The sequence below is a fragment of the Azospirillum sp. VT-I1 genome, assembly GCF_055698305.1.
In genome coordinates this window covers 671,008-691,950 of sequence record NZ_CP168802.1, presented here as the reverse complement: position 1 = coordinate 691,950, position 20,943 = coordinate 671,008, and the positions used below count along the sequence as shown (strand labels likewise).

Sequence of the window (20,943 nt, the reverse complement as noted above, 5' to 3'; positions counted from 1 at the left end):
CCACGGGCGAGCCCGCCCGGCCCGCAGCCGACAGCTCCACCCCCATGCTCCGCATCGCCGCCGATGCCGATGCCAACGACCGCCGCCCGGTCGCCGTCGACGTGGTCCGGGTGGCCGACGCGGCGTTGGCACGACGGATCGGCATGCTGGATGCCGCTGCATGGTTCCGCGACCGTGCGGCCCTGCACGGCGGGGCCGCCGGGCAAATCGCCATCGCGTCGTGGGAGATGGTGCCCGGCCAGAGCGTGGTCCTGCGCAGCCTTCCCCCTTCGCCGCCAGCCCGTCGGCGACCGTCGTCTTTGCCCGCTACGGCACGCCGGGTGCCCACCGGCAGTTGCTGGACGGCGGCGCCCCCCTGGACGTCCGTCTGGGACGCGACGGCTTCACCGTGGCGCCGCTGCCGAAGGAGACCGCACCGTGACCGTCCGGCCCGCCCCTTCGCCCGCTCCCGTCCCTCCCGCCACCGTGCAGAACGATGCCGCCCCCGGCGCGCTGGCCCTGTTCCGCGCCTTTCATGCCGATCTGCTGGCCGGCTGCGCGCAGGAGCAGGCGCCCGCCGGCTCGGTAGCCGAGCGGCTGGTCGCGACGCTCCACGGCATGAGCGGCGCCGCATCCGCCCAGGGGCCGGCCGCCCATGGCGCGGTGGTCAAGGCGGTCTTCGCGATGGCGATGCTGGCCGACCGGGCGCTGGCCCAGGTGAAGCCGGCGGATGCCGTCGTCGCCGGTCGGCTGTTCGGCGCGAACGCCACGCTGCAGACCCTGTTCGTCCAGGCCGACGACCTGATCCGCCAGGGCGCCAAGGCCGACCGCGAGCTTGCCGCCGTCTATCTCGCCGCACTGGCGCTGGGCTTTCCCGACGACGCACAGGCGGCGGCGCGGCGCCCGCAGCTCCATCGGATCGTCAGCCGCCGGGAGGATGGGAGCGAAAGGCCGGGAAGCGGACTTGCCAGCCCGCGCGCCTATGATCCGCCCGCCGGTGCGGTGATCGGCAGCTTCCGCCCGTCCAGCCGGCGCTGGTGGTGGGCGGTCGGCGGAACGGCGGCGCTGTTCCTGCTGGTCTCCCACCTGCTGTGGTCCGCCGCGGTGAACGACCTGCAGCGCGACCTGCGCGGCGCCCGGTCGGCGGTCGAGGATATGGGGATGTCATGGTCCTACTGATCCTCACGCTGGAGCTGGTGCTCTCCACCATCGGGTCGGCCATCGGCTGGATCCTGTCCTTCGTCTTCGCCTTCCTGCCCTATGCGCTGGCGGCACTGCCGCTCTACATCCTCTACCGGGCGGCGCGGGCGGTCTGGCCCGGGCTGCGCGCCCGGCTGCCCCGCCGCCGCAAGCCCGCCCCCAAGGCCGCGGCCCGCGCCAGGGCGCCGGCACGCAAGGCCATGCAATCCTCGCCCCTGCATGTGAGGGCGGAAGCGCCGCCGCCGTCGAAGGCCGCAGCCGGCAAGCCACCACTGGCGCGCACCTACGGCGAGGGGCTGGACATCCTCGCACGGCAGATGCGCGGGCCGCTGCGGCGCGGCGACATCCCCTGGTTCCTCGCCTTCGGCGTCGGCGCCCCTGCGCTGCTCGCCACCGACCCGAGCCATGTCAGTTGGCCCGAGGACGGCAACACCGAGAATGGCTGCTGGTGGTTCTGCGAAGGGGCGGCGATCCTGCATGCCGGCGCCGATTCCGCCGATGGGTCCAAGCTCGACGCCTCCTGGCCGTCGCTGGTCGCGGCGATGCGCAAGCGGCCGATGCGCCGGCCGCTGGACGGCATCCTGCTGATGGTGGGCGCCGACGAGCTGCGCGCCGCCGCCGAACGCGAGGCGCCGCGCAAGGCGCTGGCCAAGCGGGCGGAGGCGCTTCGCGCACGGCTGCGGGCGATCCGCGACGAGTTGGGCATGGTTTGCCCGGTGCATGTGGTGATGGTGCGGGCGGAGGCGCTGGACGGCTTCGGCGACCTCTGCGCCACGGTTCCCGCGGCCATGCTGGACGGCGTGCTGGGTTGGACCAGCCCGCATGACTGGCTGCTGCCTTTCGAACCCGCTCGGGTGGGCGAGGCGTTCGACGCCATCCAATCGGACCTGGCGTTGCTGGAGGCGGACGCCTTCGCCGCGGGGACCGCAGGCGTGCGCCTGCCGCTGCTCGCCCCGTCGCTGGATGCGCTGCGCCACCCGCTGGCGCTCTTCCTCGACGGCGCGCTGGGCGGCAACGGGGCGGAAGAGCCCTTCCCGCTGCGCGGCATCGCCGTGACCGGCGCCTGCGCGACCGCCACCGGCGGGCGCCGCCCGGCCTTCGCGCGCGACCTGCTGCCCGGCCGCGCCTTCGCCGAGCCCGGCTATGGCCGCCCGTCCGAAGCGGCATTCCTGCAGGGCCGGCGTCGCCGCCGCACGGCGCAGGCCGCGCTGGCAGCCTCCGCCGCCGTCCTGTCGGTCGCGGCGTGGCAGGGCTTCGCCACCGTGTCGGCCGGCGTCCCCGCGGTGGCGGCGTCGGTCGGCGACCTGCGTCGGGCGCTGCTGTCGCATGACGCCGTTGCCGATGGCCCGACGGCTGGCCGCGTGATCGCCGCCACCGCCGCGATGGAGCGCGACCGGCTGGCAACGCCGCTGCTGCCGACCTCGCTGTTCAGCGGGTTCGACGAGGACAAGCGGCGGCTCGCCTCGGTCACCCTGCGCCGGGCGGTGCTGCGGCCGATCCGCGACGCCCTGCTGCCCAGCTCCGCCCTGGCCGACCTGCCGCCGGCCGCCAATCCCCGGCGTGTCGAGGATCTTCCTGCCTTCCGCCGGCTGGCCGCGCAGCTGGACCGCATCGGCGGCCGGCGCGGCGCGCTGGAACGCTATGACCGCTTCCGCCGCAACAGCGGCTTCGACGAGCTGGTAGCGCTGGCGGAGAGCGTCCATGGCGCCGTACCCCGCTCGCCGCTGGCGGCCACCGACGGCTTCATCACGCGCATCGCCGCCGGTGCCGATCTTCCCAACCTGGACGCCCGGACCATCGCGGCGGCGGTGCGGGCGGAGTCCGTGCAGCTCGCCGCCCCGCTGGCCGAGGAACTCTACGCCCGCAATCCCCTGCGCCTGCGGGCGCAGGCCCTGGCCGACCGGCTGCGCGAGCTGCCGCAACCGCCGACCGCGGAGGATGTCGCCGACCTCCGCCGGCTGGTCGATGCCGTCACCGAGGCGGCCGGCTGGCCGATCGCCGCCGCGCTGCAGGACCCGTCGCGCGGTCTGCCGGACGCCATCAAAGTGGCGCTCCAGAAGGCCGCCATCGCCGACCTGCCCGGCCGCGACACCACCGACCGCATCACCGAGGCGCTGTCGACCGCCGCCACCGCCGCCCGTGCCGCCGTCCTGACGCTGGAGGCGCCGCAGGCAGGCCCCCTGCTCACCAGCGGCGAGGGCGGCGCGCTGACCCTGAGTCCGGCGGTGGCCGCGCTTCCGGCGCAGATGGCCGATGCCCTTCCCGCTCCGGTCCCGGACAGCCCGCCCCCGGCTGCCGCGGCCAAACCCGCCGCTGCCGAAGCGAAACCGGTAGAGACCGCCGCGGTAGCGCCGGCCGCCGAACCACGCCCCGCACCGCCACCTCCGCCGCCGCCACTGCCCGAACCCGCAGCGCCCAAGCGGACGGCTGCGGTCAGCCCGGCGCCGGTCATGGATGAACCTCCGCCGCCGGTCCGCCTTTCGGCATTGCCGGTGCCGGCCGTCGTGCCGCCGATGCCGGACGCGGAGCCCGCGGTGACGAAGCTTGCCGCGATCTTCTCGCAGTCGCTGGCCGGCCGCTTCCCCTTCGTCCGCCCGGACCTCGCGCGCGGCGCGCCCGATGCCGATCCGCAGGACGTCCGCCGCTTCTTCGCGCAGTTGGACGAGAACCGGGCCGCGGTCACCAAGGGGGCGACGCCCGAACTGGCCGCCTTCCTGGAACGGATGGAAAGCGCAAGGCCGCTGCTGGACGCCGTCGTCCGCTCGACGCCGGTCAACGTCCGCTTCACCTACGGCAGCAACCGCGCGCAGGAGCATGGGGCGGAGCACATCATCGACTGGTCGATCCGCTCCGGCAGCGCTGCCGTCGGCGCCTCCGCCGGTGCGGCACCGCTGGTCTGGAAGGCGGGCCAGCCGCTGATGCTCAGCTTCCGCTGGGCCGCCGGCTCGCCCTACCGTCCGAAGAACGCCATGGCGAGCGAGGCGGAAGCCGCGGCCAGCGACACGCTGACCCTGGTGGAACGCGGCCCCTGGGCCCTGCTGCGCCTGTTGAAGGGCCGGTCGGCGCCCGCCGCATCCACCGGGGACGGCACGCTGCTGCGCATCGCGCTGCCCACCCAGACCATAGGCGGCGAACCGGTGCGCGACACGGTGCTTTTCATGACCGCATCGTTCGGCGCCGGTTCACGGACCACCCTGCCCGCGCGGGCCTTGGAACTGCCCAGCCGCTTCCCGCAATGATGGAAAAACAGGAAATTGGAAGAAATGGCGATGACGAAAATCGTCACAGGTCGCGACAAGACGATCCACGATCTTCCAAAAATCCCGATTACCCTGATAGGCGATTAATTCGTTCTTAATCAAAAAAACCGTATCAACGGTTCAGTACTCGAAAAGCTGGCGGCCAGATATTTCCTGACCGCCGGACGGTTCAATCACAATCCGGTTATTTTTTGCGCTGCCCTGGGCGGCGATGGCCATTCGTTTGTCAATCGCCGGAACGCAATTGACGTTCATCCTCCGCTTTCCTCCAGAAAGCTCAACCGGACGGCGCAGGATGCACGAATGCTTGTGCCCGGCGCCGGACCTTCCACCAGCACTCAACTTTTCCAGACCCGAGAAAGGCTTCGGATCATGGTAGACCGTAAGAAGCGCGCCCAGGACCTGATCAAGTATCACAGCTACGCCTCGGGCGCCTTCGGGCTGATCCCCGTGCCCGGCGCCGACGTCGCCGCGGTCAGCGCGGCGCAGCTGAACCTGGTCCACAAGCTCGCCAAGCTGTACGAGGTCGAGTTCGCCCAGGAGCGGACCCGCGCCATCGTCGGCGCCCTGCTGGGCGGCGTCATGCCGGGCGCCCTCAGCTCCAGCGTGCTGGGCTCCGCCGTCAAGGCCGTCCCCTTCATCGGCACCGCGCTCGGCGTCGCCGTGATGCCGGCGCTGTCGCTGGCCGCCACCCAGGCGCTCGGCCGCGTGTTCGCCCAGCATTTCGAGACCGGCGGCACGCTGCTCGACTTCGATGTCGAGACGATGCGCGACTACTTCCGCAAGGAGTTCGAGGCCGCCAAGGGCGAGGCCGCCGCCGATGCCCCGGCCGCAGCCCCGCAGATGGAAGAGCAGCCGGTCCAGAAGGCCGGCTAAGGCCTGACCGACGGGACGCCGGGCAAAGAAGGAAGCATCGCCGTGTTCGAGCTGATCTATATCGGTCTCTGCCTGCTGGTCGGGTTTCTGGGGATCGGCCGCCGCGGCGGCTTCCTGCTTTACGCCTTCCTGGCGGTGGTGCTGACGCCGCCCGGCGCCCTTCTCGTCATGATCCTGCTGACCACCCGCCGCAAGAAGCCGGCCAAGGCGTGAGCGCAGCCATGACCATGATCCTCCCCGCCATGGCGGTCCGCCGCTTCGCGTGGCCGCTGCTGCTGGCCCTGGCGGCGCTGATTGCCGCCTGCCTGCCGGCGCGCGCCGAATACTGGACCATTGCGTCGGAAGACCATTTCCCGCCCTACAACTACTCCTTCAACGGCAAGCGCACGGGCATCGATACCGAGATCGTCAACGCGCTGCTGAAGGAGCTGAACGTCACCCCGGTCCACCGGCCGCTCTCCTGGTCGGAGGTGGTCCAGTCGATGGACGAGAACACCGCCGACGTCGGCTTCCAGTTCATCGCCTCGCCGGCGCGCTTCGCGCAGTACAACATGATCGGACCGTTCCGCACCGGCACGACGGTGTTCATGGTGCGCAAGGACTCCCCATCACCTTCGAGCGGCTGGAGGATCTGACCTCCCACCGCATCGGCGTGGTCGACGGCTTCTCCTATGCGCCGGACTTCGACGCGGCCACTTATCTTGAGAAGGTCGCGTCCAGCAGCAACGTGGTCAATTTCCGCCGCCTGATCCTGGGCCGGGTGGACGTGATCGTCGGCGACCTGCATGTGCTGAACCACATGGCCAAGCAGGACGGCCGGCTGAAGGACGTGCGCGTGCTGCCCAAGCCGGTCGGGCTGATCCCCCGCTACATCGCCCTGCCCAAGGCGCGCAGGGAGAAGGCGGAGCGCCTGCAGGCCGCCTTCGTCAAGCTGCGCGACAACGGCACCATCACCCGCATCCTCGACGGCTGGCTGGCGGAGTGAGCGGACGATGAGCAAACGGATTCCCCCGGCCGGCCGCCCTCTTCGCTGCTGCCGCTGATCGGCCTCGCCGAGCGCAGCATCCTGACGCGGCTGGTCGTCACCGGCTGCGTCGCCGCCACCGCCAATCTGATCAGCCTGATGAGCCTCAGCGCGGAGCTGAGCGGCTGGATGCGCGGCGAGGTGTTGGACACCCCTTTCCTGGTCTTCTGCCTGTCGCTGCTGGTCTCCTACGCCTTCAGCAAGCGCTTCGTCTCGCTGGCCCTGACCACCGCCTTCAGCGCGCTGGCCGAGGTGCGGCGGCGGTTTCTGCGCCACGTCACGCTGGGCGGCCACGCCGACATCCTGGATCTGCAGGCCAAGCGGTCCTTCGATCTCGGCAACTATCATCTGGAACGCATCGCCGCGCTGCTGCCCAACCTGTCCATCGCCGCCAACATGATGCTGGTGGCCGCCGTCGCCTACCTCTACCTGTGGACGCTGTCGACGGTGGGCGCCACGCTGCTGCTGGTCGCCGCACTCCTGGTCGGCGGCTGGTACGTACGCGAGGCGCAGCGGACCCGCGCCCTGTTGGGCGAAGCCAAGGACTCCGAGGTGCGGATGCTCCAGGGCTTTTCCGAGATGGTCGGTGGCAATGCCGAGGTCAAGCTGGGCAAGGCGCGGCGCGACGAGCTGACCCAGGCGGTGGAAGCCGATATCGCCCGCTGGGAGGAGCTGAAGCGCCGCCACGGCCGCAATCTGGGCGAACTGTTCTCCTGGATTGCGACGATCATCATCGGCTTCTCGGCGGTCTTCGTCTTCATCTTCCCGCGGATGGGTGCCATGTCGGTGTCCGAGCTGCCGCTGGTGACGTCGGTCATCCTCTTCCTGGCGCGCCCGCTGTCGAAGTTCCTCAACGCCGTGCCCGACTATGTGGCGGCGGAGGATGCGGCGGCGCAGCTGTCGGCGCTGCTCCGCACCATGCCGGCGACGGAGTATGAACCCTCCCGCACGGCCCGAGCCCCGCGGCGCTTTTCGACCATCGAGCTGCGCGGCGTCAGCTTCGCCTATCGCGCCGGGATGCGGCCGGAACCCTTCGTGATCGGCCCGGTCGACCTGACCATCCCGGCCGGCAGCGTCGTCGGCATCGTCGGGTCCAACGGGTCCGGCAAGTCCACCCTGCTGCGCGTCATCCCGCTGCTGTTCCGTCCCGACGAGGGGCAGGTGCTGCTCGACGGGCAGCCGGTGGAGGCCGACCGGCTGGAAGCCTACCGCGACCTGTTCTGCGCCGTGTTCCAGGACCACCACCTGTTCACCCGCCTGCCGCAGGGGGCCGGCTTCGACGCCGAACTGTTCCGCGAGATGCTGGCCTATCTGAAGATCGACCATCTGGTGCCGGACACCGGCGACGGGCTGGTGAACCGCGACCTGTCGAAGGGGCAGCGCCGTCGCGTGGCGCTGGCGGTCGCGGTGGCGGAAGGCAGGCCGGTCGTCATCCTCGACGAATGGACCTCCGACCAGGACGCCGAGTTCCGCACCCGCTTCACCAACGAGATCATCGGCAAGCTGCGCGCGCTCGGCCGCACGGTGATCTTCGTGTCGCATGACGGCGACGTCTCGTCGGTCTGCGACGTCACCATCCGAATGAACAACGGGCGAATGGACATGACGGCCATGACGGCCGCGTCCGGCCCAGACATGGCTTGCTTGCAGGAGACCGCGTGACATGGCTGACCAGGCCTTCACCATCGACGACGCCGATGCGCTGCCGAAGCCGAAGTCGCGCCTGCGCGCGCTGCTGGCCCACTGGTACGACGAACACCGCCGGTCCCTGCTGTGCACGCTGCTGGTCGGGGTTCTGATCTTCCTCTATTTCGCCCCGTCCATCGTCGTCTTCATTCCGGCCGGCCATGGCGGCGTGCTGTGGAAGCGCTTCCACCAGGGCACCCAGATGGCGCCCGCCCTGCCGGAAGGCGTGCACGTCATCTTCCCCTGGGATAAGATCGAGGTCTACGACCTGCGCCTGCAGGAGGACACGCGCTCCTACTCGGCCATCGCCAACGACGGGCTGAACGTCAGCATCGAGATCACGGTGCGCTACCGCCCCTATGCGGAGATGCTGGCCGCCCTGCACAAGAATGTCGGCCCGCGTTACCTGGAAGTGCTGCTGGTGCCCGAGGTCGGCTCCGTCTCGCGCGAGATCGTATCGCGCTTCAAGGCGGACGAGCTGTATGCCCACCGCCGCCTGCGGGTGCAGACCGAAACCTACGAGCAGGTCGCCGACCGCGTGATGTACGCCCAGCTGATCGGTGCCGAGGACGTGCCGAAGCCGGACGGGCGGACCAAGACCGGCTACCTGCTGATCCAGGACATCCTGATCCGCAACGTCTCGCTGCCCGAAGCGATCATGGCGTCCATCGAACGCAAGATCCAGCAGGACCAGGCGGCGCAGGAATACCAGTTCCGCCTGCAGCGCGAGCTGTTCGAAAGCCAGCGCAAGCAGCTGGAAGGCCAGGGCATCCGTGCCTTCCAGGAAACCGTGCAGGCCAACCTGACCGAGAATTACCTGCGCTGGCGCGGCATCGAGGCGACGCTGGAGCTGGCCCATTCGCCCAACGCCAAGATCGTCGTGATCGGCAACGCCGCCAGCGGCGGGCTTCCGCTGATCCTCGACGCCGCCTCCGGCCTGCCGGCGCCGGGCACCGTCCCGCCGCCGGGCACCCCCACGGCCGCGCCGGGCGCCCCGCCCGCCTCGCCCAACGCCAAGCTGACCTCGGTGCCCACCAGCGCCGCGGTGCCGCCGGTCTCGCAGCTGCCGTCCCTGAGCGGAGAGGGATCGCCGGGCCAGACCCCCATCGGCCAGATGCCGAGCCTGAACACCGGCAGCACCGAACCCGCCCCCGGCACGGCCACCGGCTCCGGCACGGCCGGACACCCGACGGCGCCTGCGCCCGGCACCAAGCCGGAACCGGCGAAGGACGGCTCCAAGACCGCGGCCTCGGCACCGATCCTGTCGAAGGTGTCGCCGTCGCGGCTGCTCGACATGATCCAGTCGAAGTGAGGCGACGATGGATCTCTGGCGTATCCTGAGACGCGACGCGCTGCGCAACATCCAGCCGCTGATGCTGCTGGCGGTGCTGGCGGCCGCGCTCAACCTCGCCCTGCTGACCTCGCTGAACGACGCGCTGCTGGTGCTGGACGATCCGGAGGGGCTGCAGCGGCTGCTGATCGTCTTCCTGCTGTCCGCCTTCCTGTGGCGGATCGCCCAGGGCTGGATGATGAGTGCGGCGTCCAAGCGCATGCAGGCCGCCCTTGCCGTCCTGCGCGTCGACCTGCTGCGCCGGGCGGTGGCCGCCGACCTGCCGGATGCGATGGCGGTCGGCTCCGCCCGCCTCGCCCAAGTGGCAGGCCCGGAGCTGCAGCTGCTGGCCCAGGCGGTGCCGACGCTGGTCATCAGCTTCCAGTCGGTCGCCGCCATCGTGCTGTGCCTGCTGTACCTCGCCACCCTGTCGGGAGCGGCGGTCCTGATCGTGCTCTGCTTCCTGGTCGTGGGCGGCATCCTGATCGGCCGCTCCGTCATCCGGCTGGAGATGATGTCGGAGACGATCCACGAGGCCGAAGGCGCGCTGCTGGAACGCTCCGACCACATCCTGCAGACCCTGCGCGAGTGCAAGCTGAACCGCCGCCGCGCCGCCAACGCGCTGGCCGACGCAACATCCTGCGCCGAGACCCTGCGCAAGGAGCGCCACCGCTTCGGCGCTGAGTACAGCCACTATTTCACCATCAGCGAGCTGACATATTACGCGGCGCTGGCCGGGATCATCTTCCTGCTGCCGGCGGTCACGAACACCGACATCGCCACCGTCATCCTGGCCGGCCATGCCGCCGCCTTCATCGCCTACCCGGTCATCACCATCGTCGCCTCCTATCCCTCCTACATCAGCGCGGAGACGGCGGCCCGCTCCTACCTCGCGGTGGAGGCGGAGTTGAAGGCGGCGCCCAAGCCGATTGCCCCTGGACGCGGCGGTGGCACGGACGACGCCTTCTCCACCATCGCGCTGGACGGCGCCACCTTCCGCCATGCCGGCCGCGACGGGTCGGGGTCCTTCACTGTCGGGCCCATCGACCTGACGGTCGAACGCGGCAGCGTCGTCTTCGTCACCGGCCACAACGGCGCCGGCAAGAGCACGCTGATCCACATGCTGCTCGGTCTCTATCCGGTGCAGCGCGGCACCCTGTCGGTGGACGGCGTCCCGGTGGGGCCGGACGGCCTCGCGGCCTACCGCGACCGCTTCTCCGTCGTGTTCTCCGACAACCATGTGACGCGGCAGCTCTATGGCGCGGCGACGTTCGACGATGGCTTCGCCGAGGAGCTTCTCGACCTGCTGGAGATGTCCGACAAGGTCGCGGTGGACGGCCGCGCCTTTACCACGGTGGACCTGTCGCAGGGCCAGAAGAAGCGCCTCGCCCTGATCGCCGCCCTGCTGGAACGCAAGCCGGTGCTGGTACTGGACGAATGGGCGGCCGACCAGTCGCCCTATTTCCGGCGCAAGTTCTACCGCGAGATCATCCCGTGGCTGAAGGCGCGCGGCATCACCGTGATCGCGGTGACCCACGACGACGCCTATTTCGACGCGGCCGACGTGCAGCTCCAGGTTGACCGCGGCGGCATCCGCCGGCTGGTCACCGCCGCTCCCGCGGGCGGCATCCCCGCCCCCGACCTCCTCCCCGCCTCTCCCTGAGGCGGGTCCACGCCCTTCCTTCTTCCCCTGCCCCCATCATCCAGACGCGAGACAGAGGCACACCATGATCCTTCTCACCGGCGGCACAGGCTTCCTCGGCGGCTCCTTCTACCTCGACGCCGTGCGGAACGGGACCGCGGCAGACTGCCTTCTGCTGATCCGCGGCGCCGACGAGGCCGCCTGCCGCGCCCGTCTCGCCGCCAACCTCGCGCGTTGCGTCGACCGCGCAACGGCGGAGGCCTATGCCAACCTGTGCCAGGTCCTGCCCGGCGACCTGCAGTCGCTGGCGACCAGCGCCGACCCGCGGCTGGACGCGGTGACCCACATCGTCCATGTCGCCGCCGACACCTCCTTCGACAGCCGCCATTCGGTCTGGCAGATCAATGTCGACGGCACGCTGGCGCTGGCCGCCCGCGCCCGCCGGATGAAGCATCTCCAGCGCTTCCTGCACATCGGCACCGCCTTCTGCTGCGGCGAGACGCCGTGGCTGGAAATGGTGCAGGAGGCCCCGGCCCCCGGCCACGACACCCCGCACATCGTCGAATACACCCGCAGCAAGGCGGCGGCCGAACGCGCTCTCGCCGCCGGCTTCCCCGACCTGCCCATCGTCGTCTGCCGCCCGTCGATCGTCGTCGGCCACACCCAGCTCGGCGTGCGCCCCAGCGCCAGCATCTTCTGGTTCTTCCGTCTGGTCGACCGCACCGGCGTCCTGCCCTGCTCGCCGGACGGCTTCATCGACATCGTGCCGGTGGACTGGGCCTCTGCCCGTCTGCACGACCTGCTGCGCAAGCCGGACCTGAAGCACAATCTCTACCACATCTCCGCCGGTCTCGGCAGCCGCACCACCTGGGTCGATTTCCAGGAAGCCTTCGCCAGCCACGGCCATGACGGCACCCGCCCCTACAGCTTCTTCGATCCGAAGGGTCCGGAGGGGTGGAAGCCGTTCGACCGCGCCTATCGCCTCGCCTTCCCGCAGCGCGACATCCTGCACCGGACGATGGCCGCCGGCGGGCGCAAGTACCACCGCTTCACCGCGCAGGACATCGCCTTCGACAACAGCCGCCTGCTGGCCGAGGGCTTCGCGCCGCCGCCGCGCTTCGCCGACTATATCGGGGTCTGCCTGCAGCAGCCGCGCACGACCATCGAGGAGCAGTTCGTCGACGACGCCGCCAGCTTCGAGTTCGACGAGTCGCTGGCGCCCGCCACCGCCGCCGCCTGACACACCGACCGGTCCGGAGACGCCATGCCGCTCCTCATCCCCACCCGCCTCGCCTCCAGCCCGATCCACGGGCTGGGTCTCTTCGCCGAGGAGCCGGTCGCGGCCGGCACGCCGGTCTGGCGGTTCGACGCCCGCGTCGACCGCCTCTTCGCGCCCGACGACGCCCTGCTCGACGAATTCCCCCAGCTTTCCCGGCTGGTGGATTTCCATGGCTGCGTGATCGACGGGGTCGGCGTGCTTCTGCCGGGGGACGACGCCCGCTTCCTCAACCATGCCGACGACGCGTCGATCGGCCGGGCCGACGCAGGCGACTGGCGCATGTTCGTCGCCCGCCGCGCCATCGCCGCCGGCGAGGAGATCACCTGCAACTACGAGGACATCTGTGCCGATGTCCGCGATGCGGGCGCGGCACTCTACCTGTCCGGAGGGGCGGCATGACGCCGCGCGCGTCCCATCATCCCCTGCGGACCGGCATCGTCGAACCCGCCGCACTCACACCTGAACGGCGTGCGGCGATGTTCGCCCTGCTCAGCGTCTGGTTCGAAGGCTACGGCGAAGCCTACTTCAACGAAGAGCTGGACGGCCTCGACCATTGCGTCCTGCAGGAGGATCCCGACAGCGGCGAGCTTGTCGGCTTCGCCACGATCTACCGGCAGGAGACGGAGATCGGCGGCACAGCGGTCGGGGCCTTCCACACCGCCCATTGCATCCTGGAACGCCGCTTCTGGGGGTCCAACGGGCTGGTGCGCGCAATGCTGACCGAAATGGTCGCCCGTGCCCGCGCCGACCGGTCGGGGCGGCTCTGGTACTGGAGCTACAGCGCCGTCGGATACCGGTCCTACCGCTACATGCCGATGCTGTTCATCCGCCACACGCCCGATCTGGACCAGACGCCGGACGACCTGGACCGGGCGTTTCGCGACCATATCGGGCGTGAGTGCTTCGCCCAGTATTACGACGCCGATACCGGCACCGTGGACTGGAAATGGCAGGGCTACGGCCTGACGGAGGAGGCCCGCGCCATCAGCGAGGCCAAGCTCGACAGCCCGGCCGTGGCCCAGTTCCGGCGCCTGAATCCGCGCTGGGCCGACAGCGTGGAGATCCTCTGCCTCGCCCGCCTGACCGACGACAACCTCACCACCTTCGGCCGGCGCTGGTTCCCGGCCGCGCAAGCCGCCTGACTCGCCGCCCGCCCTTTCCCACGCCGTTCAATCCCGGAATGACCATCCCCATGCGCCTGACGTCCCCGCTCTCCATGCTCCGCATTACGGCCCTGACCGGCACCGCCCTCGTCGCGCTTCACGCAGCGCCGGCCCTTGCCGAGCCGTTCGACATCACCATCGGCGGCGACGCCTATTTCCAGGGCGCTTATGTCAACCAGAAGCAGGATGACGGCCTGCGCTCCAGCGAGTTCGCCAACCGCCTGCGCCTGACCGTCACCCCGTCGGCCACCGCCGACAACGGCCTGACCTATGGCGCCCGGCTGCGTCTGGTCGCCGGGAACGGTGATCCGTCGGTGTCGAGCCGGACGGTTGAGAACGACCGCGCCTACCTCTTTGCCAACGGCTCCTTCGGCACGCTGCAGGCGGGCGTCGTCAACGGGTTGTCGGACGAATACGGAATCATCGGCCCCAACACCGAGGGCATCGCCGGTAGCCCGGACAGCAACGGCCTGCTGTTCCTCAACGGCTCCTCCACCTTCGCGGCCCTGCCGCTGGCGGCGACCAGCCTGCGCACGCTGGTGTCCTACGACACCGGAAGCAAGATCATCTACATCAGCCCGAGCTTCGGCGGCCTGCAGGTGGCGGCGTCCTACACGCCGCGGCTGGGCGATTCCAACAGCTCGGTCAACCGCCGCAAGGTCGATACGCTGGGCGACGCCCTGTCCTTCCGCGACATCGTCGAAGCCGGCGCCGCATACCAGGGCGCCTTCGGCGACCTGACGGTGGAGGCCAGCGCCTTCTACCAGACCGGCAAGGCGGTGCGGCAGAGCGACGGCATCCTCGACCAGTCCTTCGAGGATCTGAACTCCGTCCATGTCGGCGCCAATGTCGGCTATGGGCCGGCGAAGGTCGGCGTCAGCTATGCCTTCAGCGGCGACAGCGGCTATGCCAAGGGCATCGCCCGGTCGCGCGACCAGCAGAACCTGATCGTCGGCGCCCAGTATGTCAGCGGACAGCTGCTGTTCGCCGCCAACTACATGCGGGCGCTCGGCAACGATGCCGCGACCATGACGACGCCGTCCAAGGCCGACATCTGGCAGGGCGGCGTCACCTGGACCGTGGCCCCCGGCCTGACCGCCGGGCTGGAGTACGACTATGTGCGCTCGACCCTGTCGGGCGGCGCCGCCAGCAGTGGCGACCTGACCGACAGGGCGCATATCCTGATGCTGGACACGCGCCTGGCATTCTGACGGCACGCCTGCACGCCGCCCTCCGCCGCCGCACCGGTGGCGGGGGCGCGCGTCAGGTGCCGCCCATCACCAGCCCGCCGTCCACCGTCAGCGTCTGGCCGGTCATGAAGCGGCTCCAGTCGGAGGCGAGGAACAGCACCGGTCCGGCGACATCCTCCGGCGCCGCGATGCGGCCCAGCGGCGTAAGCGCGATGATGCGGTCCTTCACCGGCTCCGGGGTCGACCGGCTGGCGTCGGTGGGATAGACCAGCCCCGGCGCGACGCAGTTGACGCGGATGCCGAACGGTCCCAGCTCCGCCGCCAGGGTGCGGCTGAAGCCGATCAGCGCCGCCTTGGCGGTGGTGTAGTCATGGTAGGGGACGGTCGGCCGCGCCACGAGGTCGGTCGCCATGTTGACGATGCTGCCCCCGCCCCGGCGCCGCAGCGCCGGCAGCACCGCCCGGCAGACGGCATGGGTGCTTTTCAGCGCCCCGTCGATCTGCGTCTGGTAGTCGTCCCACTCGGTTTCCCAGAACATCCGCCGCCGGTCGGGGTCGAAGACATAGGGCGCGAAGGCGTTGTTGACGACGACGTCGAGCCCGCCGAACTCCGCCACCGCCGTCTCCACCATCTCGGCGACCGCCGCCGCGTCGGTCACGTCGGCGCGCAGCGGCAACCCGTCGCCGCCCAGCGCCCGGCACTCCGCCGCCACCGCCTCCGCCGCCGTCTGGTTGCGCAGGTAGTTGACCACCACCATGGCCCCTTCGGCGGCGAAGGCGCGGGCGATGGCGGCGCCGATGCCGCGGCCGGCGCCGGTGACGAGGATGGCCTTGCCCTGGAAATCCATGACGGTCCCGTCACTGCTTGGGTGGGATCAGGTCGGTGCGCACCACCGCACCCATGTCGAGCGGACGGGCGATCAGCCCCAGCTGGTGGAAGGTGTCGGCGCCCTTCTGCATCACGCCGGGATCGAAGGCGCCCAGCCCCTCGCGCTCCGTCGTTTCCGACACGGTGGAGGCGTTGCGCAGCTTGATGATGCCCAGATTGACCGCCTCGTCCGATCCGTTGATGGCGCGGGTGACGGCGATGCGCGCCGCCTCCTCCGGATTGGCGATCATCCAGGCGGCGCTGTCGCGGTAGGCGGCGAGGAAGCGGGCGAGCAGCGGCTTCTTGCTGCGGTAGGTCTCCTCCGTCACCACGAAGATGTCGCTCGGCAGGTTCAGGCTGTCGCGCACCTCGATCACATTGACCTCGGGCAGCCCCTTCAGCCGCGCGACGTAGAGGCCGGTGTCGGTCGCCGCGGTGGCGTCCACCTGACCCTGGATCACCGGGGCGAAGTTCAGCAGCCCGGTCACTTCGATGGTCACGTCCTTCTCGCTCAGGCCCACCTGATGCAGCAGCACGGCCAGATTCTGGCGGGTGCCGCTCGACAGGCTGTAGACGCCGACGCGCTTGCCCTTCAGGTCGGCGGGCTTGGTGATGCCGTTGGCCTTGGGCGACACCACGTTGAAGACGTTCTGCGGGTAGATGTTGTAGATGGCGACCAGCTTCTCGCCCTTGTCCAGCGCCAGATAGAGGGCGGCGGGATCGGTGAAGGCGATGTCGGCCTTGCCGGTCAGCATGTTCTGGATCGCCGACCCGCCGCCGGTGCCGGGCACATAGTCGAGCGCGATGCCCTTGGCCTTGAAGAAGCCCTTGTCGGGTTCGGCCAGCAGGTTGGTGATCTCGCTGATCGGCTGGCTCCAGCCCGCCACCGTCACCTTGTCCAAGGTCTGGGCGAAAGCGCCGGACATGCCGCCCAGCAGCAGCGCCCCGACAAGAGCGGTTGCTCCCGCCGCACGAGAAAACAGCCCCATTCCCTGCTATCCTTTCGTCTGTCGAGACAACAGCCACCGCTCGATCAGCAGCGTGGCCTGATACACCAGCATGCCCAGCGCGGTGATGACCGCGAACAGGGCGAACATCAGCGGGGTGTCCATCATCCCCTGCGCCGCGATGATCGAGGCGCCCAGCCCCTGGCGCCCGCCGATGAACTCCCCCACCACGGCACCGACCAGCGCCAGCACCACCGCCACCCGCAGCCCGGCCAGGATCACCGGGAGGCCCGCGGGAATCTTCAGCCGCGTCAGGGTGCGCCACCGCCCGGCGCGCAGCATGCGGAACAGCTCCCGCTTGGCGGGATCGACGCGGTCCAGCCCGGTCAGCGTGTTCTCCAGCAACGGGAAGAAGCAGATCAACGCGGTGATGGCGACGGTGGAGGTCATGCCGAAGCCGAACCAGAGGATGAACAGCGGCGCCAGCGCCAGCTTCGGCACCACCTGGCTGGCGATGACATAGGGATAGAGCAGGCGGCGCAGTCCCGCGACCTCAGCCAGCGCCACCCCGGCGACGAAGCCGACGAAGCAGCCGATGCCGAGCCCCAGCGCCATCTCCGCCGCGGTCACCGCCAGATGCGGCAGCAGCCGCCCGCTTGCCAGACCGCTCCACAGCGCCGCCCCCACGGCGGAGGGCGGCGGCAGAACCAGCGCCGGAATTCCCGACCAGCGGCAATAGCCCTCCCACCCCGCCAGGAGCAGCAGCGGCAGCAGGATCGCGGCGATGCGGTTGGTCATTCCGCCGCCTCCACCCGCCGGACGCCGGACGCGCCGTCCATGGCATGGCGCAGCTCGCGGCACAGCGCGTTGAAGCGCGGGTCGTAGCGCAGGTCGCGCGGGCTCGGGCGCGGCAGGTCGATGGAGACGCTGTGGCGCAGCCGCCCGTCCGCCATCACCGCCACGCGGTCGCCCAGATAGACCGCCTCGGCGATGTCGTGGGTGACGAACAGCGCGGTGGTGCCGCGCTGCGCGCACAGACGCAGCAGATCCTCCTGCAACTCCTCGCGGGTGAGGGCGTCCAGCGCGGCGAAGGGCTCGTCGAGCAGAAGCAACGCCGGATCGGCGATCAGCGCGCGGGCCAGCGCCACCCGGCTCTGCTGGCCGCCCGACAGCGCCCGCGGTCCCCGCTCCGACAGCCCGGCCAGCCCGACCCGCTCCAGCAGGTCCAGCGCGCGGGCGCGGTCGTCGGCGGTGGCGCGGCGGTGCAGCGTCACCGGCAGCAGCACATTGTCCAGCACCGTCAGCCATTCCAGCAGCGTCGGCGCCTGGAAGACGAAGCCCACCGCATCGCCCGGCCCACGCACCGCCTCCCCGTCCAGCCGCACCCGACCGGCGGCGGGGGCGAGAAGCCCGGCGGCCAGCTTCAGCAGCGTGGTCTTGCCGCAGCCGCTGCGCCCCAGCAGGCAGTGGACCGCGCCGCGGCCGACCGTCCAGTCGACGCCGTCGACGATGGCCGCACCGCCGTAATCGAAGCGTACGCCCTCGAAGCTCAGGAAGGCCGGCGGGTCAGTCGGCATAGCGGGCCAACCCCTCCGCCAGCGCTTCCGCAGACCGTTCGATCTCCGTCACCGTAACCAGATCCAGCAGGTTAAACCGGCCATCATGGTGCCAGCCCGCCTCCGGCGCGGTCATGCCGCCCAAGGCACAAAGCCGCGTCACCCCCGCCGCTCCCAGCGGTCCGGCGAGCCGGAACAGCTCCTCCGGCTGTGCCGCGATGCCGGCGGTCTGCAGCACGGCACGGTGCGCGGCGACGCGGCCCGCCACCTCCGCCAGATCGTCCACCGCGACCACGGAAATCGTCCGGTTCAGCGCGGTCGGCGCCAGCCCGTCCGGCGCGTCGGTGCAGGACACGCACCAGCCGCCCGCCGGATCGGACAGCAGCATATGGCCGGGATCGTCCAGGCCGCGCATCGCCTGCCCGTCGCGCCAGCCGGCGACCTCCCCGGCCTCCGCCATCGACAGGGCGCGGCGCGGGTGCTTGCGCGCTTGCACCGCGAGTTCCTGGGCGAGCATGGCGGCGAAATCCTGCGGCGACAGCCGGCCGCCGCGCTCGACGAACAGGGTCTGCGGCGAATAGCAGCCCTGCTGGTCGTAGCGGGCGATGTCGTGGGCGGCCAGCCGCGCCGTCTCCCCCGCCCGCCGCGGATCCAGCGCGGCGCGCGACACCAGCGCGAAGCTGATCTTGTGGCCGTAGGGCAGGAAGCGGGTGGTCACTGGCACCCGGTCGCGGATCGCCGCCAGCGCCGCGGTGCCGCCATAGGCGACCACCATGTCGGCCTGGGCCAGCCATGCCCGCTCCGCCGTCGCGTCGCCGCCCTTCCACCACACCACGGCCAGACACTCGCCCAGCCTGGGGTCGATCTCCGCCAGCAGCTGCGCGAACCAGCCCGCGAACAGCGGCTCGGCACTGGGCAGCTTGCCGACCGTGCCGGACTTGACCAGCAGGCCGGAGATCAGGCTCCACAAGGGCAGCCCCGGCACATTGCCCGCCCAGACATGCAGCAGCAGGTCGGGGCCGAAGGCGCGGGTGAAGCCGCCCTTGGGCGCCGGCTGGAACTCGTCCAGCACCTGCGGGTTGGCGAAATCCTCTGCCAGGAAGCGGCGCAACTCATGGGCGCGGAAGGTCTTCAGATAGCCGGTCAGCCCCAGCCTGACCATCTCTGCGTCATAGCCGGTGACGATGGGCAGCAGCCGCTCAGCCCGGCGGCGCCACGGGTCCTCGCGGTCGAGAAGCCGTTGGATCGCCGCGTCGATCACCGCGACGATGTGCGCCGTTGGCAGCGTCTTCAGATAGCCGCGCGCCGCCGCCCGGACCGTCGCCGCAACCTGCTCCACCTGCCCGGAATCCAGCACCGGCACCGCCACGCGCAGCGCCGCATCGCCCGACCCGAAGGTCAGCACGCGCCGCTCCACCGCATCCGGCGGCAGGCCGGGCAGATGTCCGGCCAGTTCCAGGCGGGACGGATCGTCGCCGAAGGCCAAGGCCGCGCTCCCCCTCAACCGCGCGCAGCGGCGAGGAAATCCTCCACCGCCAGCGAGCAGCCCTTGGCCTGCGCCCCGGCGACACGGCCCAGCAGGCGGAAGCCGCCCTCCTCCAGGATGCCGGCGTCCTCGGTCAGGATGGCGGCGACGGAGTTGACGTGGGCCAGGTCATGGTGCACCAGCACGCCCATGCTGCCGGCGGGAACATCGCGCCCGGACAAGGGATCGACGACGCGGCTTCGGATCCAATGCGGGCCGGATTTCAGCGACGGGCAGACAGCATTGCCGTCGTCGTAGAACTGGGTGCTCAGCTCCGTCATGCCGTACATGTTGATGCAGCGCTCGCGCGGCACGCCGAAGAAGGCTGCAAGCTGCCCATAGAACTCGTCCGGCTCCAGTTCCCGCGACTGGCCCTTGAAGCCGCCGGTGTCGAGGATGCGGCTCCCCTCCGGCAGAGCAAAGCGGCGGCCGTCGCGCGCCATCGCGTCCATCAGATGCACGAAGCCGTAGCTGGCGCCCAACAAGGCGAAGGGCTCCCCTGAGCGTTCGGCGGCGGACAGCCGGTCATAGAGCCCGGCGGTGTCGATGCCCGCTTCCCCGATCCAATGGCGGCTGTCCGGCGTACCGCATTCCGCCCGCGCCAGCTCCAGATAATGGGCGAGCGAGGAGTTCGGCATTGCCGTCTCGGTTGGGAACAGGATGCCCATCGCCATCCGCTCCGCGCCCGCCCCTGCACCCTGCATGAAGCGACGGCGGAAGTTGAGCAGCATGGACCGGTCGTAGACCGCCAGGGTCGTGTGGTGGATCTGGCCGCGGATGCCGCCCTTGGTCGTGCCGCTGGTCATGAAGATGCGGGCGGACTCCTCCGCCGGGCGGCAGCTGAGCGTCAGGTCCTTGAAGGCGTTGATCGGCACCGCCGGGACGTCGCGCCAGCTCTTCACCCCGCGCGGCGTCCGGCCGCGCTGCATGGCGAAGCGGCGGTAAGGCTGGTTGTGCTCGAACTGGTGGGCGAAGACCGCCAGCGCCAGGGCGTTGAATGCGTCGTCGGCCGCGGCCCCGCTTCCGATGTCGGCCTCCATGAAGGCCAGGACCTTGTCGTAGATCACGCTGTCGTAGATCGCGCTCACGGCCACACTCCCCGCCCCGTTTTCTCCAAGCGGCACCGACCGATGGAGCAGCAAACGAATCCGGGACAAGCCTGTGGGGTATGGATCAGCGCGTCGGCCGCGAAGGCCTTCTCGTCCCGCATCCCTACGCCGGCATGACCCGGATCAGGTTCGAAGGGTTGCCGCGTCGCCCGGACGTGAAGGACCGGGCCGGCGGGTGTCTCAGCCTCCTTGACGAGGCTCCCCTGGGAACGGGACGGAGCCTAGAAGACCATCGCGCCGTCTGTCAACGACGGGGATGCCGGCTTTGCGGAGGGCGGAAAGGGCGGCTGTTCCACGACACACCGCCGCG

At 70.4% G+C, this 20,943-nt stretch carries 21 protein-coding genes and 1 riboswitch; of the genes, 14 read left to right on the top strand and 7 right to left on the bottom strand.

What is annotated here, in order from left to right:
- Positions 1-220: 220 nt before the first annotated feature.
- Genes AB8P05_RS17120 through AB8P05_RS17110 form a run of 3 tightly spaced genes read left to right on the top strand, consistent with a single transcriptional unit; the run spans position 221 to position 4,418 of the window.
- Positions 221-421 carry a hypothetical protein gene (locus AB8P05_RS17120; protein WP_472759481.1) on the top strand — a complete coding sequence of 67 codons (201 nt, stop codon included), beginning with the start codon at positions 221-223 and terminating at the stop codon, positions 419-421.
- Positions 418-1,158, top strand: a complete 741-nt coding sequence (locus AB8P05_RS17115) for a DotU family type IV/VI secretion system protein (RefSeq protein WP_472759480.1) — start codon at positions 418-420, stop codon at positions 1,156-1,158. The genes AB8P05_RS17120 and AB8P05_RS17115 overlap by 4 nt, the downstream gene beginning before the upstream one ends.
- Positions 1,146-4,418, top strand: a complete 3,273-nt coding sequence (locus tag AB8P05_RS17110) for a type VI secretion protein IcmF/TssM N-terminal domain-containing protein (RefSeq protein ID WP_472759479.1) — start codon at positions 1,146-1,148, stop codon at positions 4,416-4,418. Before AB8P05_RS17115 ends, AB8P05_RS17110 begins: the two co-directional genes overlap by 13 nt.
- Positions 4,419-4,559: 141 nt before the next feature.
- Here AB8P05_RS17110 and AB8P05_RS17105 read toward each other — a convergent pair whose 3' ends face one another.
- Positions 4,560-4,694, bottom strand: coding sequence for a hypothetical protein (locus tag AB8P05_RS17105; protein ID WP_472759478.1), 135 nt, complete (start codon positions 4,692-4,694; stop codon positions 4,560-4,562).
- A gap of 117 nt (positions 4,695-4,811) precedes the next feature.
- Here AB8P05_RS17105 and AB8P05_RS17100 point away from each other — a divergent pair, with 117 nt between their 5' ends.
- The 11 genes from AB8P05_RS17100 (at position 4,812) to AB8P05_RS17050 (ending at position 14,650) form a co-directional block, all read left to right on the top strand.
- Positions 4,812-5,315 (top strand): YcjF family protein, encoded by a 504-nt coding sequence (locus AB8P05_RS17100; RefSeq protein WP_455173624.1) that lies wholly within the window; start codon positions 4,812-4,814, stop codon positions 5,313-5,315.
- Between the two features lie 42 nt (positions 5,316-5,357).
- Positions 5,358-5,528 carry a hypothetical protein gene (locus AB8P05_RS17095; protein WP_167393271.1) on the top strand — a complete coding sequence of 57 codons (171 nt, stop codon included), beginning with the start codon at positions 5,358-5,360 and terminating at the stop codon, positions 5,526-5,528.
- Between the two features lie 8 nt (positions 5,529-5,536).
- The gene (locus AB8P05_RS17090; protein WP_472759477.1) at positions 5,537-5,950 is read left to right on the top strand and encodes a substrate-binding periplasmic protein; all 414 of its coding nucleotides are present in this window, start codon (positions 5,537-5,539) and stop codon (positions 5,948-5,950) included.
- Positions 5,951-5,967: 17 nt separating this feature from the next.
- Positions 5,968-6,300, top strand: a complete 333-nt coding sequence (locus AB8P05_RS17085) for a substrate-binding periplasmic protein (RefSeq protein WP_472759476.1) — start codon at positions 5,968-5,970, stop codon at positions 6,298-6,300.
- 138 nt (positions 6,301-6,438) lie between these two features.
- The gene (locus AB8P05_RS17080) at positions 6,439-8,001 is read left to right on the top strand and encodes an ATP-binding cassette domain-containing protein (RefSeq protein ID WP_472759475.1); all 1,563 of its coding nucleotides are present in this window, start codon (positions 6,439-6,441) and stop codon (positions 7,999-8,001) included.
- A gap of 1 nt (position 8,002) precedes the next feature.
- Entirely contained in the window at positions 8,003-9,337 is a 1,335-nt protein-coding gene (locus AB8P05_RS17075; RefSeq protein WP_472759474.1) for a prohibitin family protein, read from the top strand.
- A gap of 7 nt (positions 9,338-9,344) precedes the next feature.
- Positions 9,345-11,018 (top strand): ATP-binding cassette domain-containing protein, encoded by a 1,674-nt coding sequence (locus AB8P05_RS17070; protein WP_472759473.1) that lies wholly within the window; start codon positions 9,345-9,347, stop codon positions 11,016-11,018.
- A gap of 64 nt (positions 11,019-11,082) precedes the next feature.
- Positions 11,083-12,237: an SDR family oxidoreductase gene (locus tag AB8P05_RS17065; RefSeq protein WP_472759472.1), complete on the top strand. Its 1,155-nt coding sequence runs from the start codon at positions 11,083-11,085 to the stop codon at positions 12,235-12,237.
- Between the two features lie 24 nt (positions 12,238-12,261).
- Complete coding sequence (locus AB8P05_RS17060; RefSeq protein ID WP_472759471.1) at positions 12,262-12,675, top strand: SET domain-containing protein; 414 nt, start codon at positions 12,262-12,264, stop codon at positions 12,673-12,675.
- On the top strand, positions 12,672-13,418 hold the full coding sequence (locus AB8P05_RS17055) for a hypothetical protein (RefSeq protein WP_472759470.1): 747 nt from the start codon (positions 12,672-12,674) through the stop codon (positions 13,416-13,418). Before AB8P05_RS17060 ends, AB8P05_RS17055 begins: the two co-directional genes overlap by 4 nt.
- A 50-nt stretch (positions 13,419-13,468) precedes the next feature.
- Positions 13,469-14,650 (top strand): porin, encoded by a 1,182-nt coding sequence (locus AB8P05_RS17050; protein WP_472759469.1) that lies wholly within the window; start codon positions 13,469-13,471, stop codon positions 14,648-14,650.
- Between the two features lie 52 nt (positions 14,651-14,702).
- Here AB8P05_RS17050 and AB8P05_RS17045 read toward each other — a convergent pair whose 3' ends face one another.
- The 6 genes from AB8P05_RS17045 to AB8P05_RS17020 are packed head-to-tail and all read right to left on the bottom strand — an operon-like array spanning position 14,703 to position 20,603.
- Positions 14,703-15,476 (bottom strand): 3-oxoacyl-ACP reductase, encoded by a 774-nt coding sequence (locus AB8P05_RS17045; RefSeq protein WP_472759468.1) that lies wholly within the window; start codon positions 15,474-15,476, stop codon positions 14,703-14,705.
- A gap of 10 nt (positions 15,477-15,486) precedes the next feature.
- The gene (locus AB8P05_RS17040) at positions 15,487-16,485 is read right to left on the bottom strand and encodes an ABC transporter substrate-binding protein (RefSeq protein ID WP_472759467.1); all 999 of its coding nucleotides are present in this window, start codon (positions 16,483-16,485) and stop codon (positions 15,487-15,489) included.
- Between the two features lie 6 nt (positions 16,486-16,491).
- Positions 16,492-17,241, bottom strand: a complete 750-nt coding sequence (locus AB8P05_RS17035; RefSeq protein WP_472759466.1) for an ABC transporter permease — start codon at positions 17,239-17,241, stop codon at positions 16,492-16,494.
- Positions 17,238-18,020 (bottom strand): ABC transporter ATP-binding protein, encoded by a 783-nt coding sequence (locus AB8P05_RS17030; RefSeq protein WP_472759465.1) that lies wholly within the window; start codon positions 18,018-18,020, stop codon positions 17,238-17,240. The genes AB8P05_RS17035 and AB8P05_RS17030 overlap by 4 nt, the downstream gene beginning before the upstream one ends.
- Entirely contained in the window at positions 18,010-19,485 is a 1,476-nt protein-coding gene (locus AB8P05_RS17025) for an acyl-CoA reductase (protein WP_472759464.1), read from the bottom strand. The genes AB8P05_RS17030 and AB8P05_RS17025 overlap by 11 nt, the downstream gene beginning before the upstream one ends.
- Positions 19,486-19,499: 14 nt before the next feature.
- Positions 19,500-20,603 carry a LuxE/PaaK family acyltransferase gene (locus AB8P05_RS17020; RefSeq protein WP_472760123.1) on the bottom strand — a complete coding sequence of 368 codons (1,104 nt, stop codon included), beginning with the start codon at positions 20,601-20,603 and terminating at the stop codon, positions 19,500-19,502.
- A gap of 112 nt (positions 20,604-20,715) precedes the next feature.
- Positions 20,716-20,848: riboswitch (TPP riboswitch) on the bottom strand.
- Between the last annotated feature and the right edge of the window lie 95 nt (positions 20,849-20,943).